General features: G+C 71.6%; 17 protein-coding genes. 9 read left to right on the forward strand and 8 right to left on the reverse strand.

Annotated elements, in window-relative coordinates; all coding sequences use genetic code 11:
* Nucleotides 1–241: 241 nt before the first annotated feature.
* Nucleotides 242–1288, reverse strand: a complete 1047-nt coding sequence (locus tag C2L59_RS23730) for an Lrp/AsnC family transcriptional regulator (RefSeq protein ID WP_103351754.1) — start codon at nucleotides 1286–1288, stop codon at nucleotides 242–244.
* A gap of 86 nt (nucleotides 1289–1374) precedes the next feature.
* Here C2L59_RS23730 and C2L59_RS23735 point away from each other — a divergent pair, with 86 nt between their 5' ends.
* From C2L59_RS23735 to C2L59_RS23745, 3 genes are all read left to right on the forward strand, one after another.
* Nucleotides 1375–2568, forward strand: coding sequence for a M20 family metallopeptidase (locus C2L59_RS23735; RefSeq protein ID WP_103351718.1), 1194 nt, complete (start codon nucleotides 1375–1377; stop codon nucleotides 2566–2568).
* Nucleotides 2569–2704: 136 nt separating this feature from the next.
* Nucleotides 2705–2827, forward strand: a complete 123-nt coding sequence (locus C2L59_RS49885; protein WP_255410284.1) for a hypothetical protein — start codon at nucleotides 2705–2707, stop codon at nucleotides 2825–2827.
* Entirely contained in the window at nucleotides 2824–4026 is a 1203-nt protein-coding gene (locus C2L59_RS23745) for an amidohydrolase family protein (protein ID WP_103351719.1), read from the forward strand. Before C2L59_RS49885 ends, C2L59_RS23745 begins: the two co-directional genes overlap by 4 nt.
* Nucleotides 4027–4030: 4 nt before the next feature.
* Here the strand turns inward: C2L59_RS23745 and C2L59_RS23750 are convergent, their stop codons facing one another.
* Entirely contained in the window at nucleotides 4031–4828 is a 798-nt protein-coding gene (locus C2L59_RS23750; RefSeq protein ID WP_199199217.1) for an alpha/beta fold hydrolase, read from the reverse strand.
* 43 nt (nucleotides 4829–4871) lie between these two features.
* On the opposite strand from C2L59_RS23750, the gene C2L59_RS23755 reads away from it, so the two are divergent.
* Complete coding sequence (locus C2L59_RS23755; protein WP_103351721.1) at nucleotides 4872–5258, forward strand: RidA family protein; 387 nt, start codon at nucleotides 4872–4874, stop codon at nucleotides 5256–5258.
* On the opposite strand, the gene C2L59_RS23760 is transcribed toward C2L59_RS23755, so the two are convergent.
* Nucleotides 5255–6412: a steroid 3-ketoacyl-CoA thiolase gene (locus C2L59_RS23760; RefSeq protein ID WP_103351722.1), complete on the reverse strand. Its 1158-nt coding sequence runs from the start codon at nucleotides 6410–6412 to the stop codon at nucleotides 5255–5257. The genes C2L59_RS23755 and C2L59_RS23760 overlap by 4 nt on opposite strands.
* A gap of 232 nt (nucleotides 6413–6644) precedes the next feature.
* Here C2L59_RS23760 and C2L59_RS23765 point away from each other — a divergent pair, with 232 nt between their 5' ends.
* Entirely contained in the window at nucleotides 6645–7871 is a 1227-nt protein-coding gene (locus tag C2L59_RS23765; RefSeq protein ID WP_199199218.1) for a cytochrome P450, read from the forward strand.
* Here the strand turns inward: C2L59_RS23765 and C2L59_RS23770 are convergent.
* Nucleotides 7858–8424, reverse strand: coding sequence for a dienelactone hydrolase family protein (locus C2L59_RS23770; protein WP_103351723.1), 567 nt, complete (start codon nucleotides 8422–8424; stop codon nucleotides 7858–7860). The genes C2L59_RS23765 and C2L59_RS23770 overlap by 14 nt on opposite strands.
* A 35-nt stretch (nucleotides 8425–8459) precedes the next feature.
* Between C2L59_RS23770 and C2L59_RS23775 the strand changes: the two genes are divergently transcribed.
* Nucleotides 8460–9251 (forward strand): transglutaminase family protein, encoded by a 792-nt coding sequence (locus C2L59_RS23775; RefSeq protein ID WP_103351724.1) that lies wholly within the window; start codon nucleotides 8460–8462, stop codon nucleotides 9249–9251.
* A gap of 49 nt (nucleotides 9252–9300) precedes the next feature.
* Entirely contained in the window at nucleotides 9301–10320 is a 1020-nt protein-coding gene (locus C2L59_RS23780; protein ID WP_103351725.1) for a YhjD/YihY/BrkB family envelope integrity protein, read from the forward strand.
* A gap of 66 nt (nucleotides 10321–10386) precedes the next feature.
* On the opposite strand, the gene C2L59_RS23785 is transcribed toward C2L59_RS23780, so the two are convergent.
* The 4 genes from C2L59_RS23785 to C2L59_RS23800 form a co-directional block, all read right to left on the reverse strand.
* Entirely contained in the window at nucleotides 10387–11550 is a 1164-nt protein-coding gene (locus C2L59_RS23785) for a thiolase domain-containing protein (protein ID WP_103351726.1), read from the reverse strand.
* Nucleotides 11547–12560 carry a thiolase domain-containing protein gene (locus C2L59_RS23790; RefSeq protein WP_103351727.1) on the reverse strand — a complete coding sequence of 338 codons (1014 nt, stop codon included), beginning with the start codon at nucleotides 12558–12560 and terminating at the stop codon, nucleotides 11547–11549. Before C2L59_RS23790 ends, C2L59_RS23785 begins: the two co-directional genes overlap by 4 nt.
* A gap of 7 nt (nucleotides 12561–12567) precedes the next feature.
* Complete coding sequence (locus tag C2L59_RS23795; protein ID WP_103351728.1) at nucleotides 12568–13545, reverse strand: Zn-ribbon domain-containing OB-fold protein; 978 nt, start codon at nucleotides 13543–13545, stop codon at nucleotides 12568–12570.
* Between the two features lie 418 nt (nucleotides 13546–13963).
* A complete protein-coding gene (locus C2L59_RS23800; protein ID WP_103351729.1) occupies nucleotides 13964–14752 on the reverse strand; it encodes a crotonase/enoyl-CoA hydratase family protein in 789 nt (262 codons plus the stop codon).
* A 62-nt stretch (nucleotides 14753–14814) separates the two neighbouring features.
* Here C2L59_RS23800 and C2L59_RS23805 point away from each other — a divergent pair, with 62 nt between their 5' ends.
* On the forward strand, nucleotides 14815–16434 hold the full coding sequence (locus C2L59_RS23805) for an acyl-CoA synthetase (protein ID WP_199199219.1): 1620 nt from the start codon (nucleotides 14815–14817) through the stop codon (nucleotides 16432–16434).
* 71 nt (nucleotides 16435–16505) lie between these two features.
* Nucleotides 16506–17606: a nitronate monooxygenase family protein gene (locus C2L59_RS23810; RefSeq protein WP_103351731.1), complete on the forward strand. Its 1101-nt coding sequence runs from the start codon at nucleotides 16506–16508 to the stop codon at nucleotides 17604–17606.
* Nucleotides 17607–17620: the final 14 nt, after the last annotated feature.

The following is a 17620-nucleotide window of genomic DNA, read 5'->3' on the forward strand; positions in this document are numbered from 1 at the left end:
CCCCACAAGATGCCCGCCCATCACACGAGATCCGCCTCCAATCACGCGAGTCCCGTCCCCGATCACGCCGGACCCGCCGCGCATCACGCGAGTCCCGCCCCCAATCACGCGAGTCCCGCTCCCAAGGCCCCGGCCGGTAACCGCCCCTTGGTCACCCGGCCGGCCCCTCCCCGAAAAGTCCGCTTCCGCGGCACCCACCGAACCCCGGTCCCGGGGGATGCTTCCCTCCACCTCACCCCCCTCATCCCCCGGGCCGGTCAACGCTGCGGTCCCCGTGCTCCGGCGCGGGGACCGCGGCCCAGAAGTCCAGCGGCACGCGTCCGCACCCGCGGCCCGCCGCGTCGAGGAGCCGGCCCATCAGCTTGACGCTCCGCAGCGTCACCGCCCGGTCGACGACCTCCAGCCACGGCAGCTTCGCCGCCAGGCCCGCCTCCAGCGCCAGGACGTCGTGCTGGGCCGGGAGCCAGACCACCAGCATCAGGTTCGCCGCCCCCGACAGCGCCGCGCACATGCGGACCTCCGGGACCATCGCCAGCGAGCGGGCCGTCGTCTCGAGCTTGTCCGGCGGGACCCGCAGCCACAACGTCACCGTGACCGGCGCCGGCGACACCGACCGCGCGATCTCGCAGCGGACGCGGATCGCGCCCCGGCCCAGCAACGCGTCCAGGCGGCGCCGGACCGTTGTCGCGCCGATGCCGAGGTCGCCCGCCAGGGCCGCCGCCGACGCGCGGGCGTCCGCACCCAACGCCAGGATCAGCGCCCGGTCCGCCGCGTCGAACCGCACCGGGACGCGGTGGCGGACCGGCTTCGCGGACAGCGCCTCGCGTTGCCCCGGTGAAATCGCCCGAACCCGCCAGCGGCTGCCCTCGGTGAACATCCGCGGGGACAGCACCGTCCTCATCCGCGTCACGCCCGGGACCGCCGCCAGCCGGCCCGCCACGTGCGCGCCCAGCTCCCGCAGGGACGGCGCCACGACGTGGACGAGCAGGTCGCCCGGGCCCGCCACGTGCTCGACCGTCGCCACGTGGACGTCTGCCGCCAGCGCGAAAGCGACGTCGAGGACCGCTCCTGGCGCGCAGTCGATCGAGACGAAGGCCAACGCCAGCTGCGTAGTCAGTTCCCCGCCGGCGTAGGCGGTGAGCCAGGCGTCGCCGCGCTCGACCAGCGCGTCCCAGCGCCGGGCCGCCGTCACCGCGCCCAGGCCCAGCGCGTGGCCGAGGGTCGACCACGACGCCCGCGGCGCCGCCTGGAGTGCGTCGACCAACTTGAGGTCCTGCTCGGCCAACATGGCGGATTCTTCGCTCATCGGACCCCGCATCGGTGGTTCTCGCGATTTTCCCCGGTCATTGTGCTCGACTCTCGCATGATCGGCGGATGACCCTGCGTTCCGATGCCGCCGCCCTGCTCGCCGACCTGGTCACCCTCCGCCGCGACCTGCACCGCATCCCCGAAATCGGGCTGCACCTGCCGCGCACCCAGGAACGGGTCCTCGCGGCCCTCGACGGCCTGGGCCTGGAGGTGACGCTCGGCAAGAACCTGTCGTCGATCACCGCCGTCTTGCGCGGTGGCAAACCCGGCGGCACCGTCCTCCTGCGCGGCGACATGGACGCGCTCCCGGTCACCGAGGCCAGCGGCGAGGAGTTCACCTCCACCATCGACGGCGCCATGCACGCCTGCGGCCACGACCTGCACACCGCGGGCCTGGTCGGCGCGGCCCGCCTGCTCGCCGCGCGCAGGCAGGACCTCCCCGGCGACGTCGTGTTCATGTTCCAGCCCGGCGAAGAAGGCTGGGACGGCGCCGGCCACATGATCGAGGAAGGCGTCCTGACGGCGTCCGGCCGGCCCGTCGACGCCGCCTACGGCCTGCACGTCTCCGCCGCCAGCTACGCGAAGGGTCACTTCGTCGCCCGCCCGGGCACGCTGATGGCGGCGTCGGGCGCCCTCGCAGTCCGCGTCGTCGGCGATGGCGGCCACGGCTCGTCACCGCACGACGCCCGCGACCCGATCCCGGCGGCCTGCGAGATGGTGACCGCGCTGCAGACGATGGTCACGCGCACCTTCGACGTCTTCGACCCGGTCGTGATCACCGTCGGCTCGTTCCACGCCGGCACGCGGCGCAACATCATCCCGGACGACGCGGTGTTCGAGGCGACGCTGCGGTCGTTCTCCCCGGAGGTCGCCGCGCGGGTGGGGGAGCGCGCGGTGCAGGTCTGCCGCGGCATCGCCCAGGCGCACGGGCTCGACGTCGAAGTCAGCTACGAACCCGAGTACCCCGCGACGGTCAACGACGCCGGGGCGTACGCCTTCGTCGCCGACACGATCCGCGACGTCTTCGGCGAGGAACGCTTCACCGAAATGGCCGATCCGATCACCGGTTCGGAGGACTTTTCCCGGGTCCTGGAACGGGTTCCGGGTGCGTACCTCTTCCTCGGGGCGTGCCCGGCCGACCCGGCGACCGCCCCGGACAACCACTCGCCGCGGGCCCGCTTCGACGACAGCGTGCTCGGCGACGGCGCCGCGCTGCTGGCCGAACTCGCCGTCCGCCGCCTCGCGCTCCTGGCCGGGTGAGGCCGGTGCTCCGCAACGCGTGGTCGCGCCGGCGCACCCGGAGAAGCTGATGGTCCACAGTGGACCGGATGACCACGTCCGGGAGCGGTTCCGGATCAACCACGGCACGGTTGTGCTCGCGAGTACCCTTGCCCTCGTGCCCGGCATCTTCCGGCCGGATCCGCCGGCCAACCTGCGGGGGCTCGTGGGCACGGTCGTCGTGCTCGCACTCGCTGCGGCGGTGGCGCCGCGACAACCTGCTCTCGTGGAGGCGGCGTGACGCGCACGGTGTTCACCGGCGGCTCGGTGTTCGACGGGACCGGCGCGGACCCCGCCCCGGCCGACGTGGTCGTCGAGCACGGCCGGATCGTCGACGTCGGAACGGACCTGGACGGCGACGAGGGCGTCGACTGCACCGGCACGGTCCTGCTGCCCGGGCTGTTCGACTGCCACGTGCACGTGACGGTGTCGGACATCGGGCTGCTGGCCCGGGTGCAGAAGCCGTTTTCCTACCAGTTCTACGAAGCCGCGCGGAACCTGTGGGCGACGCTGGGGCTGGGCATCACGACGGTCCGCGACGCCGCGGGCGCCGACCTCGGCATCAAGCAGGCGGTGGACGACGGGCTGATCCCGGGGCCGCGGCTGCAGATCTCGGTCGGGCTGATCAGCCCGACCGGCGGTCACGGCGATTCGTGGCACCCGTCCGGGCTCTGCGTGCCGCTGCTGCTGCCGCACCCGGGCCGGCCGGACGCGACGGCCGACGGCCCCGACGAGGTGCGGCGGGTGGCCCGCACGCTGCTGCGCGCGGGCGCCGACGTCCTCAAGGTGTGCACGACCGGCGGCGTGCTCTCCCCGCGGGACGACCCGCGCCACGCCCAGTTCACGCCGGAGGAGCTCGACGTCCTGGTCACCGAGGCGGCGATGCAGGGCCGCCCGGTGATGGCGCACGCCCAGGGCGCGGCGGGCATCAAGAACGCGGTCCGCGCCGGCGTCCGCTCGATCGAGCACGGGATCCACCTCGACGACGAGGCGATCGAGCTGATGCTGGGCCACGGAACCTGGCTGGTCCCGACGCTGATCGCCCCGGTCAACGTGGTCCGCGCGGCGGACGCGGGCGTCGACCTCCCGGCGGCGGTGGTGGCGAAGGCCCGCGAAGTGGTGGAGGCGCACCGCGACTCGGTCCGCCGGGCGTACGCGGCGGGGGTGCGCATCGCGATGGGCACGGACAGCGGCGTGGGCCCGCACGGCACGAACCTCGAGGAACTGGCGCTGATGGCGGCGTGCGGGATGACCCCGGGAGACGTCCTGGAGGCAACGACGTCCTCGGCGGCGCGGCTGATGGGCCTGGACGGCGAACTGGGCCGGCTGGAGCCGGGACTGCGGGCGGACGTCGTGGTGGTGAACGGGAACCCGTACGACTTCCCGGCGCTGGCGTCGAACATCCGGGAGGTCTGGAAGGACGGCATCCGGGTCGTCTGACGCCTCAGAGCTCCGGGCTCAGCAGTTCCCGCAGCGCCGCAGCGAACTTCGCCGGGTTCCGCTGCGGCGCCAGATGGGCCCCCGGCAGCTCGGTGAACGGCAATCCCAGCTCCAGGGCCAGGATCTTCGCCGGCTGGTAGTGATAACGCCCGCGGCTGCCTTCGCCCGCCACGGGGAAGATCTCCGTGCTCGCCTTCCGCAGGGCCCGCAGGTCCGGCAGGTAGTCGAAGAATTCCGTCAGCTCGCGGTCGAACAGGCGGATCCAGTCCGCTTCGTGCGGCAGGCGGAGGTTCGGCAGGTTCGGCAGCGCCGCGCCCGCGATCGCGTCCGCGAACCGCGTCACCGCCGTCATCAGCTCGCCCGAGCGGGCCAGGCGGACCTGTTCCGCCGCCGCTTCGAGCCAGCCGCCCGCGTCCGGCATCAGGTGGACCGCCGGGGGTTCGTGGGCGACCAGCGTCGTCACGCGGTCCGGGTGGCGGGCCACCAGGTCGAGGCCGATCAGCGCGCCCGCGCTCGAGCCGAACACCCGGGCCGGGCCGTCCGCCGCGTGGTCCAGGACCGCCAGTGCGTCGTCCGCCTGCAGCGAAACCGGGACCGGGCCCGTCGTCGTGTCCGTGCTGCCGAAGTGGCCGCGGCGGTCGTAGGTGATCACGGTGTGGTCCGCGGACAGCTGTTTGGCCAGCGCGCGGTAGGAGTCGCCCGATCCGGTGCCGCCGGCGATCAGCAGCAGCGCCGGGCCCTCGCCGCCGCGGCGGACGAGGAGCTCACCGTCCTCCACCGGGCAGCGGCTCTCCGAGATCATGCACCGAAGTGAAGCACAAGGGCCGCAAGCTAATGTGCGCGGTATGACGGAACGGCGAGCGATCCTCAGCGGGTCCGCGTTCGAGGAACGGATCGGTTACGCCCGCGCCGTGGTGCACGGCGATCGCGTGTACGTCTCGGGCACGACCGGCTTCGACTACGCGGCGATGACCATCTCCGACGACGTCGTCGAGCAGGCCGCCCAGTGCCTGCGCAACATCGACGCGGCGCTGGCGGAAGCGGGCTGCACGTTCGCGGACGTGGTCCGCGTGCGCTACCTGCTGCCCTCGCGCGCGGACTTCGAGCCGTGCTGGCCGGTGCTGCGCAAGGCGTTCGCGGAGGTCCGCCCGGCCGCGACGATGCTGGAATGCGGCCTGGCGGACCCGCGCATGAAGATCGAAATCGAGGTCGACGCCCACCTACCGGGTTAGCGCCGCTCGATGATCGTCGCGGTGGCGAGCGCGCCGCCCGCGCACATCGTCACCAGGGCCGTCGACGCGTCCCGGCGCTCCAGCTCGTGCAACGCCGTCGTCAGCAGCCGGGCTCCGGTGCTGCCCACCGGGTGGCCGAGCGCGATCGCGCCGCCGTTGACGTTGACCCGCGCCGGATCCGGCGCCAGCACCTGCTGCCAGGACAACGCCACCGACGCGAACGCCTCGTTCACCTCGAACAGGTCCACGTCGGCCACCGTCATCCCGGTCCGCGCCAGCACGCGCTCGGTCGCGCGGATCGGGCCGTCGAGGTGGTAGTACGGCTCGGCGCCGACCAGCGCCTGCGCCAGGATCCGGGCCCGCGGACGCAGGCCCAGCGCCGCCGCCCGGTCCGCGTCCAGCAGGAGGATCGCCGCCGCGCCGTCGGAGATCTGGGACGACGTGCCCGCCGTGTGGACGCCGTCCTCGACCACCGGCTTGAGGCGGGCGAGACCTTCCACCGTCGTCTCGCGCAGGCCCTGGTCGCGGGAGACCAAGCGGGTTTCCCCGGTCGGCGCCCCGTCCGGGGAGAGGACCGGCGCCTTCACCGGCACCACCTCGCGGTCGAAGTGGCCGGCCGCCCAGGCGGCCGCCGCCTTGTGCTGGGAGGCCGCGCCGAACGCGTCGACGTCGTCGCGCGTCAGCCCGCGCCGGACCGCGATGCGCTCGGCCGCGCCGTACTGGTCGGGCAAGTCGATCGACCACGACGAGGGCCGCGGTGACGCGCCGGCGCGGTTCGTGCCCAGCGGGACCCGGCTCATCGCCTCGACCCCGCAGGCGACGCCGGTCTCGATGGCGCCGGCCGCGATCAGGCCGGCGATCAGGTGGGTGGCCTGCTGCGCCGAGCCGCACTGGGCGTCGATCGTCGTGGCGCCCGCCGTCTCCGGCAGGCCCGCGTGCAGCCACGCCGTGCGCGTGACGTTGTTCGACTGCTCACCGGCCTGCGTGACGCAGCCGCCGATGAGCTGCTCGACCAGCCCGGGGTCGATCCCGGCCCGGTCCAGCAGGGCCAGCTGCGCGGCGCCCAGCAGCTCGGCCGCGTGCAGGCCGGCCAGCAGCCCGCCCCGCTTACCGATCGGGGTTCGCACGGCTTCGACGATGACCGGCACGCCCATGTCGTCCCCTTCGTCGGGAAACACTGTTCACTGGGCCAAAAACTAGAACAAGTTATTGTTTATCGCAAGTCCGCCCAGGCGTGGCGGGTTCTTGATCTTTGTCAGGTGAGCGGGCGCTCACCTGGCGTCATCGGTTCAGTAAACAGGTTTCACTCACGCTCTTCCCATGGTTAACACCGTATGCTTCAATCCAACCTAGAACGTGTTCCAAGTGCGAACCGTGGGAGGCAACGTGGCCGCTCCGCTCATCCCCGCCGGGTTCGACTTCACCGATCCCGATCTCCTGGCCGAACGGCTCCCCGTCGCCGAGTTCGCGGAACTCCGGCGGACTGCCCCGGTGTGGTGGAACCCCCAGAAGCACAACACCGCGGGCTACCGCGACGACGGCTACTGGGTCGTCTCGCGGCACGCGGACGTCAAGGAGGTCTCCCGCGACAGCACGCTGTACTCGTCGCGGGAAAAGACCGCCATCATCCGCTTCGACGAGAACATGACCGAGGACAACCTCGAAGCGAACCGCCTGGTGCTGCTCAACCAGGACGCCCCGCAGCACACGAAACTGCGGCGGATCGTGTCGAAGGGCTTCACCCCGCGGTCCATCTCGAAGCTGGAGGACACGCTGCGCGACCGCGCCGAGCGGATCGTGCACGAGGCGCGGAAGAAGGGGTCGGGCGACTTCGTCACCGACGTCGCCTGTGAGCTGCCGCTGCAGGCGATCGCCGAGCTGATCGGCATCCCGCAGGAGGACCGGCGCAAGATCTTCGACTGGTCCAACCAGATGGTCGCCTACGACGACCCCGAGTACGAGGTCGCGCCCCTGGAGGCGTCTGCGCAGCTCGTCGGGTACGCCTGGAACATGGCCGAGGACCGGCGCAAGTGCCCGATGGACGACATCGCCACCAAGCTCATCCAGGCCGACGTCGACGGGGAGTCACTGGGCTCCGACGAGTTCGGGTTCTTCGTCATCCTGCTCGCCGTCGCCGGCAACGAGACGACGCGCAACGCCATCACCCACGGCATGAAGGCGTTCCTGGACCACCCGGACGAATGGGCGCTGTTCAAGGAACAGCGGCCGAAGACCGCCCCCGACGAGATCGTCCGCTGGGCCACCCCGATCGTCGCCTTCCAGCGCACGGCCACCCGCGACACCGAACTCGGCGGCGCGCAGATCCGCAAGGGCGACCGCGTCGGCATGTTCTACAGCTCGGCCAACTTCGACCACGAAGTCTTCGAGGACCCGGAGAAGTTCGACATCCTCCGCGAGGACAACCCGCACGTCGGCTTCGGCGGCACGGGTTCGCACTACTGCATCGGCGCGAACCTGGCCCGGCTGGAGATCGACCTGATCTTCAACGCCATCGCCGACGTGATGCCGGACATCGCCGAGGCCGCACCGCCCGTGCGGCTGCGGTCGAGCTGGATCAACGGCATCAAGCACTACCCGGTCAACTACGGCTGAGGAACTCCTCGACGCGTTCCCGAGTGAGCTCGGCCGCGGCCGGATCGTATTCGGGGCCTCCGGCGTCGGTGTAGAAGTGGCCGAGGCCCGGGTAGGTGTACACCCGGGCATCGGCGCCCAGCCGCGCCGCGGCCTCACGCCAGGCCGCGATCTGCGCCGGCGGAGCGAGGGGGTCGGGGTCGGCGACGTGCACCTGCACCGGCAGGCCCGCGCGGACCCCGGCCGGCAGCGCGCCCACCGCGTGGAGCAGCAGGACGCCGGCGGTGCCGGGCCGGTGCGGCAGCACGGTCTCGACAACCCCGGCGCCCATCGACACGCCCACGAACACCGTCTCCGCGGGCAGGTCGCGCACCGCGTCGCGGGCTCGTCGCGCGATGGTGTCCCAGCCGACGGCGTCCTTCAGCGCGAAACCCGCTTCGAGGGTCGAGGCCGTCCGGCCGTCGTAGAGGTCCGGGGTGGTGACGTGGTGCCCCGCCGCCCGCAGCCGTTCGGCGAAGCCGAGTTCGACGGGCCGCAGTCCGAGCACGGAATGGAACACCACGACGTCGGTCATCCGGCGATTCTGCCTGGGGATGGCATCATGGGACGATGGCGCCGCGATCGACCGTGGACGTCGAGTTCGCCGTCCGCGTCACCGAACCCGGGCCCGCGGCGATCTCGGTCGCCGCGGCGCACGCCGACACCGAAGAGCTCCGCGTGTCCTGGCACGGCGACAGCCGGCCCGTCGAATTCGAGCACGGCACCCGGGCCGAGGTCTTCGACCTGCCCGCCGGCGAACACCGCGTCACCTACCACGCCGAACGCGCGCTGACCGAACCCGAACCCGAGCCGGTCACCCTCGCCGACGTCGCCGTGTTCACGCGGCCGAGCCGGTACTGCCCGTCGGACCGGCTCGCCGGGCTCGTCCCGCCCGGGCTGCTCAAGCTCAAGGGCGCGGAAAAGCAGGTCCCCGCCATCGTGCGGCACGTCCACGACCGGCTGTCCTATGTGGCCGGTGCCAGCCGGCCCACCGACGACGCCGTCGACACGCTGGTCGTGGGCGAAGGCGTCTGCCGCGACTTCGCGCACGTCTGCATCGCCCTGTGCCGGTTCCTCGACATCCCCGCCCGCTACACCGGCGTCTACGCGCCGGGGCTCGCGCCGATGGACTTCCACGCCGTCTTCGAGGCCGCCGTCGACGGCCACTGGTACGTCTTCGACGCCACCCGCCTCGCGCCGCGGCAGACCATGCTCCGGATCGCCACCGGCCGCGACGCCGCCGACACCGCGTTCCTCGCCACCCTCGGCTGCGAACTCGACTTCCTGGGCAGCACCGTCTTCGCCACGACGGACGCCGCGCTGCCCGCCGACGACGGGTCCGGATTGGTCGTTCTGGGCTGATCCGCGTGTTGCCTGAGCGAAGACGGCCGCGGCTGGGTAGACAGACTCCGTGAAGAGTTCCCCCAAGGCGCCGAGTCCCTGGGCCCGGGCACGTGCCCGGTACCGGTGGCTGGACCACATCGCCCGCGCGACCAACCGCTACATCGACTCGGGCGGCTACCACTACGTCGCCTCGATCACCTACTTCAGCCTGCTGTCGCTGGTGCCGCTGCTGATGGTCGCCTCGTCGGTCGGCGGGTTCGTGCTGGCCACCCAGCCGCACCTGCTCGACACGCTGGTCGCCGCCATCGTCAAGACGTTGCCCGGCGGGCTCGGCGGCAAGGCCACCGACCTGCTGACCGGCTTCGTGAAGCAGCGGACCAGCGTCGGCGTGGTCGGCCTGGCCATCGGCCTCTACTCCGGCTGGAACTGGATGAACGCGCTGCGGGACTCGCTGACGGCGCTGTGGGGGCAGAACCGGTCGGACCAGTCGCTGCTGCGGCTGGTCCTCGTCGACCTGCTCGCGCTGCTCGGCCTGAGCGCGGCGCTGCTGGTGTCGTTCACGCTCACCATCTCCGGCACCGCGCTCGGCAGCTACCTGCTCCGGCTCGCCGGCCTCGACGACACGAGCTGGGGGCACCAGCTCGTGTCCGCGTCCTCGGTGCCGCTGTCGCTGGCCGCCGACTGGCTGGTGTTCCTGTGGGTGCTGACCCGGCTGCCGCGGCAGAAGGTCGGCGTGCGCAGCGCGGTCCGCGGCGCGGTCGCCCTCGCCATCGGGTTCGAGGCGCTGAAGCTGGCCGGCGGGTTCTACCTGCGGCTCATCAGCGACTCGCCGACCGGGATCGCGTTCGGGTCGATCATCGGCCTGATCTTCTTCATCTCACTCGTCGCGCGGCTGCTCGTGTTCGTCACGGCGTGGACCGCGACCGGCTCCGACGCGCCCCCGAAGCCGGTCCAGCCGCCGGCGCCGGTGGTGCTCAAGCCGGTGGTCGTGGTGGACCCGCCGATGGCGGTGCCGGCCACGGTCGGCGTGGTCACCGGCGTGCTCGGCACCCTGCTCGCCCTCCGCCTGCGCCGCTCCCGCCGCTGACCCGGCACTTTCACGTGAAAGCTACGGTTTACGCCGCAAAGCGGCACTTTCACGGGAAAGTGCCGCTCAGGCGGGCTTCTCCGAGCCCACCAGCCACATCGAGAAGTACTGCGACCCGCCGCCGTAGGCGTGGCCGAGCGCGCGGCGCGCGCCGTCCACCTGGTAGTCGCCGGCCCGGCCCATGACCTGCTTCGCCGCTTCGGAGAACCGGAGCATGCCGGACGCGCCGATCGGATTGGACGAGAGCACCCCGCCGGAGGGGTTGCACGGCAGCCGGCCGCCGATCGCCGTCTCGCCCGCCTCGGTGACCTTCCAGCCCTCGCCTTCGGGCGCGAACCCCAGGTTCTCCAGCCACATCGGCTCGAACCACGAGAACGGCACGTAGATCTCGGCGACGTCCACTTCGGACATCGGATCGGTGATGCCCGCCTCCGCCCACAGCGCGGCCGCGGCCTCGCGCCCGGCCCGCGGGTTGACCTGGTCGCGGCCGGCGAACGTGGTCGGCTCGGTGCGCATCGCCGTCGCGTGGACCCAGGCCGCACCGCCTTCGACGGCGTCCCCGGCGGCCTCGTCGCCGAGCACCATCGCGCACGCGCCGTCCGAGGACGGGCACGTCTCGTCGTAGCGGATCGGGTCCCACAGCATCTGCGACGCCCGCACCGACTCCACGGTGATGTCCGGCTGCCGCAGGTGCGCGTACGGATTGAGGGCGCCGTTGCGCCGGTCCTTCGCCGCGACGATCGCGCCGACGTGCTCGGGCGCACCCGAACGGCGGATGTAGGACCGCACGTGCGGCGCGAAGTAGCCGCCTGCGCCGGCCCCGACCGGCATCTGGAACGGCGGCAGGATCGACAGGCCCCACATCGCGTTCGATTCCGACTGCTTTTCGTAGGCCACGGTCAGCACGCGCCGGTGCACGCCGGCCTGGATGAGCGACGCCGCCACCAGCGCCGTCGAGCCGCCGACCGACCCGGCGGTGTGCACGCGCAGCAGGGGTTTGCCGGTCGCGCCGAGGGAGTCGGCGAGGAACAGCTCGGGCATCATCACGCCCTCGAACAGGTCCGGGGCCTTGCCGAGCACGACGGCGTCGATGTCGGCCCACCCCACCTGGGCGTCGATCATGGCGCGGTCGATCGCCTCGCGCAGCAGTCCCGGCATCGAGACGTCCTGGCGCTTGGCGCGGTGGTGCGTCTGGCCGGTGCCGAGCACGGCGGTGAGCTGCTTGGTCATCGGGCCTCCAGCACGGTCACCAGGTTCTGTTGCAGGGCCGGGCCGCTCGTCGCGTGCGCCACGGCCTTGCGGGATTCGCCGCTGTGGATCCGGGCCGCCGCCTCGCCGATGCGGGCGAGACCGGCGGAGAACATCGGGTTCGCGGCGAGCGCGCCCCCGGACGGGTTGATCTTCACGCCGTCGCCGAGCCCGAGCGCGGACCGCAGGATCAGCTCCTGGTGCGTGAACGGCGCGTGCAGCTCGGCGAGGTCGGCGCCGTCGAGGTCGAGGGCCTTCGCGGCCGCCTCCGTGGACGGCGACCGCGTCAGGTTGCGGGCGCCGAGCACGGGGGAGTCGACGCGGTGCTCGATCCCGGTGATCACCGCGGGCCGCTCGACGATGTCGCGGGCGCGTTCCACAGTGGACAGCACGATGACGGCGGCGCCGTCCGTGATCGGCGCGATGTCGTGCCGGCGCAGGGGATCCGCGAAGTACGGCGCGTCGAGCAGCTCGGCGACGTCCCGGCCCGAGCCGCGGGCGGCCACCTCGGCGAGGTCCTTTTCGGACCAGAGCCCGGCCTCCAGGCCGAGCCGGGCCTGGATCCCGGCGATCGACACCGAGTCCGGCCACAGCGGGGTGACGACGTACGGGTCTAGCTGCAGGGCGAGCACCCGGCGCAGCTGCCCGGCGCTGGACTTGCCGAAGCCGTAGACGAGCGCGGTCTCGACCTCGCCCATCCTGATCTTCAGCCAGGCTTCGTAGAGCGCCCAGGCGGCGTCCATCTCGACGTGCGACTCGTGGATCGGCGGGAACGCACCGATCGCGTCGACCGCGGCGATGAACGAGAACGCCCGCCCGGCCAGGTAGTCCGACGAGCCGGAGCACCAGAAGCCGATGTCCTGTTTGGACAGCCCGGTCTGCGCGAAGACCTCGGCGAAGATGGGGACGAGCATTTCCACGCCGTTGGTGGTGCCCTCGGTCTCGCGGACGTTGGGGGCCTTCGCGAAGCCCGCGATGGCGACGTCTGGCATCAGGACCTCACAGGTGGTGGGCGAAGGTTTCGTAAGCCGCGTCCGGCTCACCGGTCGGCTCGAAGTGGCTGATGTTCTCCAGCGACGTCCACCACTCGTCGCGCGGCTTCCACGCGGCGCGCACCCGCATGCCCATCTTGACGTCTTCGGCGGCGCAGCCGAGGACGAGGTGCAGGAAGGCGATGTCGGCGCCGTCGAGCAGGATGTACGCGGCGACGTACGGCGGCTTGAGCCGCTGGCCCAAGAACGGGACGTTGACGATGCAGAACGTCGTGACGATGCCGGTGTCGGGCAGTTCGACCTCGTCGGTGGTCGGCACGCCGTCGGTCGGGCACGCGCCGCGCGGCGGGATGTAGACCTTCTCGCAGGCCGGGCAGCGCTGGCCGACCATCTTGCCTTCGGCGAGCCCGCGCAGGTAGGTGCTCTCTTCGGGGGAGGCGGAGTGCAGGTACTTGAGGTGCACCGGCGTGATGACGACGCTGATCGGCGCGCCTTCTTCGCGCTCGGCGACCGGGGGAGCGGGCTCGGTGGGCGTGGTGTCCTCGGCGTCCACCGGCAGGAAGTAGGCGATGTCGCGGATGTGCCCGACGGTCTCCTCGGCCCAGCGGACCCGCACCCGCTGTCCACTGTGGATGTTCGACGGCGAGCCGGCGTCCACGGCGTGCAGCATCGGGGTGTCGGCCCCGTCGAGCTTGACGAGCGCCCACGCGAACGGCCGGCTCAGCGGCTGCCCGTCCAGCGGCTCCGGGCACCACGACCAGGAGACAACGGTGCCCTCTTCGGCGACCGGCACGAACTCGCCGAGCTGTTCGGCGGTGACGGGGTCGTACTCGACGGGCGGGACGTGCACGCGCCCGTCGCTGCCCCGGATGCCTTCGATGCGGTGGTCACGCAGCGCGGTGACGAACCGGCCGAGGACGGGCCCGGTCGAGCGGGTGTAGTCGAAGCCGACGTTCAGCGGTGCCGCAAGCGGTGTCTCGGTCACGTCCTTGAGTGAAACATGTTCTTGTTCTGCGGGCAAGTTCACCACAGGAGCCGTAGTTGTTTCATGGAACGCGTTCTAGTAAGTCGTACCAGCGCGACGCGGACCGAGCCGGCGGAGCGGGGTGGGGGGAAGCGTGGGTGCCTCGCGCTCGGAGGGCAACTGTAGTCATCATCGTGGGCTTGAGCGGCTTTCACTCGTTGTCCCTTTGGTGCGAACCGATCCTCGGGGACGGGGTCGGGATCGACATCCGTCAGCGGAAGGAGCGTCAATGGGTGACAAGCAAATGAGTGATGATGTCGACGGTGTGTCGGGACCGGCCGCCTCGGTGCTCTGTGAAGGGCATCCGTGACGTGTGTTGCCCGTCGGTGGGGCGCACTTGGCTCCATGACGCCGTTCGGCGGTCGCGAAAACGGCGAACTCAACGACCTTCGAAGTCCGGCTTCCGCTTCTCCGAGAACGCCCGCGGCCCTTCCTTGGCGTCCTCCGAAGCGAACACCTCGATGCCGTACTGCGAGTCCAGCTTGAACGCCTCTTCCTCGTGCAGCCCCTCGGTGTCCCGGATCGTCCGCAGGATGGCCCGCACGGCCAGCGGCCCGTTCGCGTTGACGAGCGAAGCCAGTTCCAGAGCCTTCGCCAGCGCCGAACCGTCCGGGACCACGTGCCCGATCAGGCCGATCGCCAACGCCTCCGAAGCGGACAAATGGCGTCCGGTCAGCAGGATGTCCGCCGCCACCGTGTACGGGATCTGGCGTGGCAGCCGGACCGCCGAGCCGCCCATCGGGAACAGGCCCCACCGCGCCTCCGACACGCCGAAGCGTGCCGAAGAGCCCGCCACCCGGATGTCCGTGCCCTGGAGGATCTCCGTCCCGCCCGCGATCGCCGGGCCCTCGACCGCCGCGATCAGCGGCTTCGTCAACCGGCGGCCCTTCAGGAGGCCGGGGATCCGCGAAGGGTCGAACTTGCCCGACGCGAACGACTCCGACGGCGAATTGCGGGACATCGACTTCAGGTCCGCACCCGCGCAGAACGCGCCGCCCGCGCCGGTCAGGACGCAGCTGCGGATCGAATCGTCCGCGTCGACGCGGTCCCAGGCGTCGACCATGATCGACATCATCTCGCCGGTGATCGCGTTGCGCGCCTCGGGCCGGTTCATCGTGACGACGAGGGTCTGGCCCTCCTGTGTCACCAGCGCGTGCGGTTCACCCACGGAAGACCTCCTGAAGGAGCAGTGCCATTGCCCGGAACGATAACATGTTCTACTTTGAGGGCGTGGCACTCAACATCGCGGATCTTCTGGAGCACGCCGTCGACGCCGTGCCGGAGCGCGTCGCGGTCGTGTGCGGCGACCGGCAGGTCACCTTCGCCGAACTGGATGCGCGGGCCAACCGGCTCGCCCACCACCTCGCCGCGCGCGGCGTGGGACGGGGCTCCCACATCGGGGTCTACTCCCGCAACTCGATCGAGGCCCTGGAGGCGATGATCGCGGCGTACAAGCTGCGCGCCATCGCCGTCAACGTCAACTACCGGTACGTGCACGGCGAGCTCGTCTACCTCTTCAACGACGCCGAGCTCGTCGCCCTCGTGCACGAACGCAGCTACGCCGGCAAGGTCGCCGCCGTCCGGCCCGAGACGCCGAAACTGAAACACGTTGTCGTGATCGAAGACGGTAGCGACGGCGACTACGAGAGCTACGGCGGCGTCGACTACGAAGCCGCCCTCGAAGCGCAGAGCCCCGAGCGGGACTTCGGGGAGCGCAGCGGCGACGACCACTACATCCTCTACACCGGCGGCACCACGGGCTACCCGAAGGGCGTGCTCTGGCGGCAGGAGGACGTCTGGCGCGCGCTCGGCGGCGGGATCAACTTCGTCACCGGCGAGTACGTCCCGGACGAATGGACGCTCGCCGAGCAGGGCAAGGCCGGGAGCCTGAGCCGGCTGCCCGCCGCGCCGCTGATCCACGGCGCCGCGCAGTGGGCCGCCTTCGGTGCGCTGTTCACCGGCAGCCCGGTGGTCTTCGTGCCCCACTTCGACGCCCACGAGATCTGGAAGGCCGTGCAGAAGCACAAGGTCCAGGTCCTCACGATCGTCGGCGACGCGATGGCCCGGCCGCTCATCGAGGCCTACCACGAGGGCGACTACGACGCTTCGTCGATCGTCGCGGTGTCCAGCCACGCCGCGCTGTTCTCGCAGACGGTGAAGCAGCAGTTCGTCGAGCTCGTGCCGCCCCACGCGCTGGTCACCGACGCGATCGGCGCGTCGGAGAGCGGCTTCACCGGGATCGGCGCGGTGGCCAAGGGGGCCGACCACAGCGCCGGCCCGCGGGTGACCTTCGGCCAGGACGCCGTCCTGCTCGACGAAGACGGGAACATCGTCGAGAAGAAGCCCGGCGCGACCGGGCTGATCGGCCGCCGCGGGCACGTCCCGCTCGGCTACTACAACGACCCCGAGAAGAGCAAGAAGATCTTCGTCGAGGTCGACGGCGTCCGGTACGTCGTCCCGGGCGACTACGCCCGTTACGAAGACGACGGCACGGTCACCCTGCTCGGCCGCGGCTCGCAGTGCGTCAACACGGGTGGGGAAAAGGTCTACCCGGAAGAGGTCGAAGGCGCGCTCAAGTCGCACCCGGACGTCTTCGACGCCCTGGTCATCGGCGTCCCGGACGAGCGGCTCGGCCAGCGCGTCGCCGCCGTCGTGCAGCTGCGCGAAGGCGCCGAGGGCGACCTCGCCGCGCTCGAAGAGCACGTCCGCGGCCGGATCGCCGGGTACAAGGTGCCGCGCACGGTGTGGCTGGCCGGCGAGATCGGCCGCTCGCCCAGCGGCAAGCCGGACTACCCGTGGGCCCAGCGCTACGCCGCCGAGCACGAACCGGCCGCGGCCCAGCCCGTCTGAGCCCGCTGGCTACTGATCCGGAAGCGGCACTTTCACGTGAAAGTGCCGCTTCCGGGAGGAGGGAAGACACCGTGCGGACATCCCTGTGCGACCGGCTCGGCATCGACCTGCCGATCATCGGGTTCACCCCGTCGGAGCACGTCGCCGCGGCGCTGAGCCGCGCCGGCGGGCTCGGCGTGCTCGGCTGCGTGCGGTTCAACGACGCCGCCGAGCTCGACCGGGTGCTCACCTGGATGGACGAGAACACCGGCGGGAAACCGTACGGCGTCGACATCGTCATGCCGGCGAAGGTGCCCGCCGAGGGCACCCAGGTCGACCTGGCGAAGATGATCCCGGACGGGCACCGCGCGTTCGTCGACCGCGTGCTGGACGAGCTGTCGGTCCCACCGCTGCCGGAGGACACCGACGAGCGCGCGGGCGTGCTCGGCTGGCTGCACTCGGTCGCCCGCTCGCACGTCGAGGTCGCGCTCAACCACCCGATCAAGCTGATCGCCAACGCGCTCGGTTCGCCGCCGGCGGACGTGATCGGCCAGTGCCACGATCGCGGGGTGCCCGTGGCGGCGCTGGCCGGGAAGGCCGAGCACGCGGTCCGGCACGTCGAAAACGGCGTCGACTTCGTGGTGGCGCAGGGGTACGAGGCCGGCGGCCACACCGGCGAGATCGCGTCCATGGTGCTGGTGCCGGAGATCGTCGACGCCGTCGACGTGCCGGTGCTCGCCGCGGGCGGGATCGGCTCCGGGCGCCAGGTCGCCGCGGCGCTCGCGCTCGGCGCGTCCGGCGTCTGGATGGGCTCGATGTGGCTCGCCACCGAGGAGTACCTGCAGACGATGGGCGAATCGGTGGCGATGCAGCAGGCGCTCGTCGCGGCGTCGTCGTCCGACACCGTGCGGACGCGGATCTACACCGGCAAGCCGGCCCGGCTGCTCAAGACCCGCTGGACCGAGGCGTGGGCCGCGGCCGACGCGCCCGAGCCGTTGCCGATGCCGCTGCAGAACCTGCTGGTTTCCCACGCCCACAACCGGATCCACGCGGCGAACGACCCCAGCGTGGTGTCGATGCCGGTGGGGCAGATCGTCGGCCGGATGAGCGGGGTCCGCCCGGTCGCCGACGTCGTCGCCGAGCTCGTCACCGGCTACGAGGAAGCACTGTCCCGATTGGACAAGACCCGCTGAACGAAGATCGGGCC

This window comes from Amycolatopsis sp. CA-128772, from assembly GCF_002904295.1.
In the GTDB taxonomy this organism is placed as follows: Bacteria; Actinomycetota; Actinomycetes; order Mycobacteriales; family Pseudonocardiaceae; genus Amycolatopsis.